A 7,320-nucleotide genomic window follows, 5' to 3' on the forward strand; every position below is an offset into this window, starting at 1 on the left:
TCACTTCGTTTCTTTATACTAGGTATTCGCACATATGGTGCAAATAAGATCAACCCATCAACGGATTTTTTAAAAGTGTGAGCATACCATAGTGCATATGTACATCCCAAACTATGAGCGAGAATGAATAGTTTTGAAGTACCCTTTAATTTTGTGACAAGATCATGTATTGATGCTAGACATGCATCAAAGTCAAGATCTCCTTTTTCCCCATATGATTTTCCATGACCAGGTAGATCAATACTGTACACATCAAACCCATTTTTTGCAAGAGAGTTTCCAAGATAATCAAATATCCTTCCATCACAGCAAAATCCATGAATGCATAATACTATTTTATCAGATGGTGCAGTAGATGAATATTTTATTACATTAATTTTTCCATTACTTGTTTCTTGCAGTGTCATTATTGAAACTACTTTCTCCCTATCACGCTGAAAAGTCTTGCATAAAGCACAAAACTATGTGGGTCTTGCGACATTTCTTTGAGATCATTTAGCATGTCATCGAATTCTTTTTTACTCATAAGATCAAGAGAGAAAATTTGTGGTTTCAGACTAAGTGCAATCTTCCATCCAAGCGAGTTGAAAGGCTCACGTCCCATCACAAGACAAGGCGAATAGGACTCGATAGTACTATCAAGATTTTGGTCAACAAACATTTTGTACAATTTTCTACCAGAATAAGGATCGCCTCCAGCATTTTTTACAAGTTTTACATAGATCTTTCTCAGAGTATTCACACCCTTTCGTTTTGGATAGGATAGCCAGGAATCAGGAGCATGATCAAGTTCCTGGACTATTATTGTGCCACCTTTTTTTGCAAGACGAGTCATGTGTTTCAATGCATTTGCCTTGTTACTCAAATGCACAAACATGAACCTTGAATACACAATATCAAAGGTTTCAGCAGGTAGAGTTTTTGATGTGATTATATTATCACATACATATGAGACATTTTTTTGTTTTGTTGATGCCTTACAATATTTGATATAGTTTTCATTGATATCAAATCCTACCACTTTGCCACTTTTTCCAACCATATCACCCATCATTTTTGTGACTTCACCAGGACCACAACCCACATCACAGCATTTCATTCCTTTTCGCATACCACCTTTCAACAGAGAGTCTCTAGTCAGAGGTTCAAACAAAGCAGATTGGATCTTTAGTCTTTCAATTTCATCAGAGGTATTACCTAAAACATAATTATTGCTCAAACCATTTCCCANACCGCTTTTTCCAACCATATTACCCATCATTTTTGTGACTTCACCAGGTCCACAACCAACATCACAGCATTTCATTCCTTTTCGTATGCCACCTTTCAACAGAGAGTCTCTAGTCAGGGGTTCAAATAAAGCAGATTGGATCTTTAGTCTCTCAATTTCATCAGAAGTATTACCTAAAACATAATTATTGTTCAAACCATTTCCCATTTTTTGTATCCCTTGTCTTCCCTGATGACTAGACTATGATGATTATTATCAATTATGGTAATGCGTTACAACAAATATTGTTGTCATATCATGCAAGCGGTTAAAGGATATTCCATAATTTATCAAATCACGTTGTAAATTTTCACTAAAGTACGCAATCCCGGACACGTCATATATCAAAATAGTTAAAACTAAATGAATCTAGTATTTTATGACACCAGAGAGTTTAATCATATGAAAATAGGGGAGAAATTTTACAACCAGATAAAACAAGGACACAGACTTATAATTTCGGTATTCCTACTAGTCATGCTTTTTGCAGGAATTATGACAACACCGGCTAGTGCAATCGAGCCATTACTTCCACAATACGAGCCTACCCAACACATTTCATCAAACCCAAATCTGTATGTCTCTGCAGAAAATTCATTTTTTAAAAACTATTTTGCAGGACCTCAAGTAATTCAAGTAATTGTAATCGACCCTAACATAAATAGATTGGATCAAGCATACGGTGAGCCCGATGTCACAGTGAATGGAAAAAAATTACGAATGGCTCAGGCAACTGATGGAAACTGGTATGCATATTTTGCAGACAGTAAACAAGCCCAAATCGCAGATGCTACGCAGATAAGCGCTTCTGGCAAAGGCCTTGATTTTGGCAAGTTTTGTTCTCCTTCAAGTGCAATTGTTGCAACAGGCGTTGATTTTGCACAGACAAGTGGAATCGCAATAGCAAGAAGTGCACCTGGATCATCAGATGGAAGTCAAAGTCCACTAACTACAATATCTGCAACATGCACAGGAATTGTTGATCATGCAATACCTAGCATTACAGGCGCAAAATCTAATTTACTAGATCATGTCGTAAGAGAAAATAAAACATTAAATTTGAATTTAGGAAAAGCTGGTCAAATAGCTCAGCAGTCTAACAACCAAGCATTAATTGATGCATGGCCAATAATTCAGCTATATGATTTTGGTCCTAATACAAAAGTAACAGTTCAATACAACAGAGGAGGGTCTGGAGTCCAATCTATTGAGCTTAATTTTGACAGAATTCCGTCCAGTGAAATTGGAATCGTAAGTAGTAGAATGGATTGGCCAAGAAGTGCAAATGTGCATGGTGATGTGATTGATCCTCAACTCAACATCGATCCAACTCAGGAGGATTCATGGACCTGGGGGACAGCTAGTACAAACAACACAGTATACTATCAGGCATTTGACAGAAGCGGAGCACCTGATGCCGATGGAACAATTGCCATGCAGAATCTAAGTGGTAATTTATCCTCCATGATGTTCAATCACAATGGCAGACTAACAGAGGATCCAGCACCACAAGGAGTAGTAGTTGCATCGTTACAGCCAAATGCAATACAAAAGATAACAAAAGCAAGCAGTGGGTTTTACAGAACTTTATCAATCAATGAGTTTTCCATTCCACTTACAATACTAGAGCTACAACCAAACGTAGGAATATTCGGAGATTATGGTGCAGACGGCATTGCAGAAATTGTAACTTTGGATGATGCTCAAAGAGACAAGTCATTTACAGTCAACTATAATGAAAAATCATATGCAGTCATTATAAAATTCCATACCGCAACATTGACCATGGGAGCACCTGGAAACACAGTTACCAACTCAAGTCCTCCAGCAAAACAAGTAATGTCAAGTCAGTATTTCTCAAGCCCCATTTTTGCAGCGTTTCTCAAGTTAATCACATCATAGAAAACTTTGTAGATTAAACACATGGTTATCTGAGAGAGTATTTCAAATTACAGATTAAATTCAAATCTTGATACCAATTACAACAGGTTTGCCTTTTCTGTATACGGACAGACCAATTAGTTTTGCCATGATACCATATTTTTTCTTGCGAAGTTTAATTACCTGAGACGATTCAAATTCGTTTGCAAAGTATGCAGTTGCATCAACCCAGTTTCCTTTTGGTATGCCTTTCATGTTTGAAGGCACAATACGAATATTCTTACTATGTGTAAGACGTTTGACTTTGCCAGTAGTAGACGGTGTTGCAACATATATGATTCCATTATCGACGACAAACCAGACAGGTGTTCTTACCGCTTGGCCATTTTTTCTATATGTTTCAAGATTAAGATATTTTTCATCAAGAAACGGAGTTATCATACTAGATGACATTTTCTAAAGTATTTAACACAAAATTAGATTAAAAGATGACGATAAAATGATACGATTACTTTTGAAGATAAAACCAACGAAAATCTGAATGTAATAAAGGTTTTCATGTCACAAAGTGATCTATAACAAGTCTTATCGAAGTTTCGATACTATCAAAACTAGATTGACAATTGATGAATTCAAAGCAAAGGAGATAGCAAGAAGATTCCTAGAACAATACCATTCAATCATAGTGAGTGATGTTCTTTTAGAAGACGATGTATGGACCGTCTCTGCAAAAACAGGATTGATGCCCAAAGATGTCAAAAAAGTGATGATAGATGCAGAGACAGGCAGAATCTTGGGGTATTCATAGTTGAAGACTTGTCAGTTGCGCCAAGTCAATTCAAGTTCAGATAGAACTTTTATACCTAAAACGAGTATAGAGAACTCATCAAGAATGCTCGACAAAGAGAAGAACTTGACAGTTTTTGATTCTGATCCAGGCTCTCATATGTATGATAACAAAATGCGACTTGAAAAGATTAAGGGCGAACTTTTGAAATTTGGTCTAACATCAAACCAAGCCAAGGTGTACATATTTTTGGGCAAGTTTGGTCCCAAAACTGCTCCAGATGTTTTCAAAGCTCTAGGTCTTCCCAGAACAGAAACATATTACATCATAAACACATTACAGAATCGTGGAATAGTCACTGCCGAGCTTTCATCGCCTACAAGATATTCTGCGTTACCAATTGAAAAAACAATATCAATATTGATTGATGCAGAAAAAGAAAAAATCAACACACTTGCAAAACAGCAAGACGAGATCTCAGAACTATGGAATGCAGTTCCCACGCTTGCAATAGAGACAATTGATGATGAAAAAGAAAAATTACAAATGCTACAAGGAAATCCACAAATCTTTACTAAAATATCAAACATGGTAAATACTGCAAGAGAAGAATTTTTAATTTTTGGTTCTGTCAAGGATCTTTCCAGATTTTATCATTCAAATATTTTTGATACATTACCAAATTCCATATTCAATGTCAGGATCATAGTCTCACCTGCACATACGGTTCCAGAGTATGTTGAAAAAATAGACAAGCGTAGAATAAAGATAATGCCCACAAGTAAAACTGACAATCAATGTTTTGTATTAAAAGACAATCGAGAAATATTGATGTTTTTGAGAAATGCTACACATCCTTCAAATGACATATTTGCAGTCTGGTCAGACTCTAAGCCTTTGATTGATGCCATGCATAATCTATTTGATTACTCATGGGAGGAGGCATCAGTATGCCGTTAATCCTGACTTTATTAAAAAAATCAATAGGTGAGAATAAAAATTGAATGACAAAGAGATAATGAATGATAACAAAAAGCTGTTTACAGCAGCTGTAGAAGATGCCCTAAACGACATGGGCGGACCTACATTAGATATAGTCAACACCAGTCTGATTCAAAAGTACAAATGCGCACTTGCGGACTGCCTAGAAAATCCTGATTATCTGAAGAATGTACTCAGAGAGATATTCGGTTATGCAGATATTGCAGTGATAGCAAAGATCAAGAAAAACCTGGGGGAATTCAGCCAAGAAAGACCAGTAGGCGAGTTCCTCAAAGTATTAACAAAATAGAATGCAAACAGAGAATGAAAACGTAAGACGAAACAAGTTATTTGTATTCGGTCTTCTTTCGGTTGGCTTTGCGGTATTAATTTCAAACATCATAAGCAAGAATGCAGCAGATGTAACTACAGACTTTCTCATGGTGTTTTTATCAGGAGGACTGTTTGTATTATCAATAATTATCGCAGTGCAATTCAGACTAGGCGGAGGACATGGAAAGGCATATCTCTTATTTGCAGGGTTTGCATCACTTTGGTTTGCTGCAGAGCTCACATGGTTAAATTCTGAAATCATATCTCGTCTATCCCCATTTCCAGAACAAGGAGACTGGTTTTATCTTGCAGGATATTCATTGTTGTTTGTTTTTTCAATATATTATCTAAAACCATTCCGACTTGCTATCTCTAACAAATTACTTGCCTATGCAGCCCTTGCAAGTCTCATGTTTTTCATTCCAACAATATATTCAACATATTCTCTTAATAGAGATGCTTCCATTTTTGAAATTTTGTGGGGTGCCGTATATCCAATTGCCGATACGATGATCTTGTTTCCAGCAGTCTTGGGAGTATTATTATTTATCAAAGGCAAAGTGGGCTTGTTTTGGTCTTTTACCTGCATTGCAATCATACTAAATATTATAGCTGATTCTGGATTTTTCTTCCTAGACATTGACAAATCATCCTACAGTAGCAATCCAATCAATATCTTGTACATGTGGTCATACATTTTATTTGCATTTGGAATTTACAGTCACGTCAAGTTATTCAAAAAACCAAAAATGAAATCTTTTGGTAAAACTGACGATCTAAAATAAAATTCAATTTTTATTTGGATATGGAATTATCAATTTGAACTGTACATGATGCAAAGTCCTTATCGGTTCTAGTTATGGCAGAAAAGAACGTGGGTTCATGTGCATTGGCATGCGGTATCATACCATTTCCTGTGGCTATAACATGTCCTTCTTTATCAAGTAGAGACATTTGTAGGAAATCTATTTCGTCAGACTTGCCATTATTTGTATACGTTCCAGTCATCAATGTATATCCAGGACCTTTGCTACACTCAATATTGCTAAAGCCTGGACTGGTTGCAACATTACCATCAGATGATAATGCGTAAGCATTTTGTGGCGATGTGTTTTGCTCAGAGTTTGATGCAGTTACTTTATCCATATACCCTTGCCAATTTATTGGACTGATGGAATCTGAAACTTCGCCTACACCAAATTGACCTGGACCAGAAGGCTTGACATTTCCTATGTGTCGCATAGAAAAGGCAAACTTGGAGAGATGTTGAGATTGTATTTTTACATGACATTGTGTTGGACTGATGGAACTAGATGACACTTCGCCAAGACCGTTGCTAGTCCATGAACCCAAGCTTAAGGTATATGCATCGATTACAGGACACCCATTAGAGTCATTTTGTATTCCCAGTTGGTCAGTCTTGTTTATGACCAATGTCATTGTCGGTGGTTTGGCATGGTTTGCTGGAATTCCCCAATTAAATCCAACACCAGTATCGTCATATGGATACTGGATGTTGATGAAAAGAACTATGATTCCATCTATACCATCAGCAGAGATTGTTGAGGGAAGTTTGTTATCAACCTCTGCTGTAAACCATTCATTGGTAGCATTACCCCCAGTTGGAGTTGCATTAGGAGAGGACTGGAAATCAAGTTCTTTTAATCCACCAAAACTTGGAATAGCAGAATCTGCAACAGGAATTATCATCTCTTGACCTGGAACTATGTTAAGAGGCGGAGTCGCTATGAATTGTCGTGATGTTGTATTAGCCGGTGTGACTATGGTTGGAATTATAGATACAACTGAAGTCGAATTTGGAAGTGTGTAGTTTGTCATATTAATCGTATTAACTACAGTTGTTCCATTTGTTAGTGATGGAAATGATGTATTCAGAGATATGGATGACTGGAAATTCTGTGCCTCGTTTATACCAGCGATATTTTGATTTCCTACCACAATCTCTTGTGGTAATTGAGTTGCGTTATCAATGACCGTTGAAATTGTTCCATTCAATATTTTTGCCGAAAATGATTGTGTCCAAAGATCAAGAGTAGTAGAGTTTAAC

Annotated in this window: 9 protein-coding genes; 5 read left to right on the forward strand and 4 right to left on the reverse strand. The window is 36.6% G+C overall.

Features of this window, described 5'->3' with window-relative positions; genetic code table 11:
• Together DYY66_RS03370 and DYY66_RS03375 are read right to left on the reverse strand one after the other, a co-directional pair.
• Positions 1 to 407, reverse strand: a 407-nt coding sequence (locus DYY66_RS03370) for an alpha/beta hydrolase (protein ID WP_166286205.1), incomplete at its 3' end; no start/stop codon positions are given.
• Positions 408 to 415: 8 nt separating this feature from the next.
• The gene (locus DYY66_RS03375; protein WP_255496023.1) at positions 416 to 1,111 is read right to left on the reverse strand and encodes a methyltransferase domain-containing protein; all 696 of its coding nucleotides are present in this window, start codon (positions 1,109 to 1,111) and stop codon (positions 416 to 418) included.
• Positions 1,112 to 1,633: 522 nt separating this feature from the next.
• Between DYY66_RS03375 and DYY66_RS03380 the strand changes: the two genes are divergently transcribed.
• Positions 1,634 to 3,172: a hypothetical protein gene (locus tag DYY66_RS03380; protein ID WP_166286207.1), complete on the forward strand. Its 1,539-nt coding sequence runs from the start codon at positions 1,634 to 1,636 to the stop codon at positions 3,170 to 3,172.
• 60 nt (positions 3,173 to 3,232) lie between these two features.
• Here DYY66_RS03380 and DYY66_RS03385 read toward each other — a convergent pair whose 3' ends face one another.
• Entirely contained in the window at positions 3,233 to 3,592 is a 360-nt protein-coding gene (locus DYY66_RS03385) for a PPOX class F420-dependent oxidoreductase (RefSeq protein ID WP_166286209.1), read from the reverse strand.
• Between the two features lie 175 nt (positions 3,593 to 3,767).
• Between DYY66_RS03385 and DYY66_RS03390 the strand changes: the two genes are divergently transcribed.
• The 4 genes from DYY66_RS03390 to DYY66_RS03405 all read left to right on the forward strand — a co-directional run bounded on the left by DYY66_RS03390 (position 3,768) and on the right by DYY66_RS03405 (position 6,037).
• The gene (locus DYY66_RS03390) at positions 3,768 to 3,959 is read left to right on the forward strand and encodes a PepSY domain-containing protein (protein ID WP_166286211.1); all 192 of its coding nucleotides are present in this window, start codon (positions 3,768 to 3,770) and stop codon (positions 3,957 to 3,959) included.
• An 84-nt stretch (positions 3,960 to 4,043) separates the two neighbouring features.
• Positions 4,044 to 4,898 (forward strand): TrmB family transcriptional regulator, encoded by an 855-nt coding sequence (locus tag DYY66_RS03395; protein WP_166286212.1) that lies wholly within the window; start codon positions 4,044 to 4,046, stop codon positions 4,896 to 4,898.
• 40 nt (positions 4,899 to 4,938) lie between these two features.
• A complete protein-coding gene (locus DYY66_RS03400) occupies positions 4,939 to 5,229 on the forward strand; it encodes a hypothetical protein (RefSeq protein WP_166286213.1) in 291 nt (96 codons plus the stop codon).
• A 1-nt stretch (position 5,230) separates the two neighbouring features.
• Positions 5,231 to 6,037 (forward strand): hypothetical protein, encoded by an 807-nt coding sequence (locus tag DYY66_RS03405; protein ID WP_166286215.1) that lies wholly within the window; start codon positions 5,231 to 5,233, stop codon positions 6,035 to 6,037.
• A gap of 10 nt (positions 6,038 to 6,047) precedes the next feature.
• On the opposite strand, the gene DYY66_RS03410 is transcribed toward DYY66_RS03405, so the two are convergent.
• Positions 6,048 to 7,320: hypothetical protein (locus DYY66_RS03410; RefSeq protein ID WP_166286217.1), on the reverse strand; the 1,273-nt coding region annotated here is incomplete at its 5' end.

This window comes from Candidatus Nitrosotalea sp. FS (assembly GCF_011319475.1).
Classification (GTDB): Archaea; Thermoproteota; Nitrososphaeria; order Nitrososphaerales; family Nitrosopumilaceae; genus Nitrosotalea.

Bases quoted from the DNA above. Each gene is read 5' to 3' on its own strand.
- DYY66_RS03405 (WP_166286215.1), top strand. From the start codon at position 5,231: ATGCAAACAGAGAATGAAAACGTAAGACGAAACAAGTTATTTGTATTC.
- DYY66_RS03385 (WP_166286209.1), bottom strand. From the start codon at position 3,592: ATGATAACTCCGTTTCTTGATGAAAAATATCTTAATCTTGAAACATAT.
- DYY66_RS03395 (WP_166286212.1), top strand. From the start codon at position 4,044: ATGCTCGACAAAGAGAAGAACTTGACAGTTTTTGATTCTGATCCAGGC.
- DYY66_RS03375 (WP_255496023.1), bottom strand. From the start codon at position 1,111: ATGCGAAAAGGAATGAAATGCTGTGATGTGGGTTGTGGTCCTGGTGAA.
- DYY66_RS03380 (WP_166286207.1), top strand. From the start codon at position 1,634: ATGAATCTAGTATTTTATGACACCAGAGAGTTTAATCATATGAAAATA.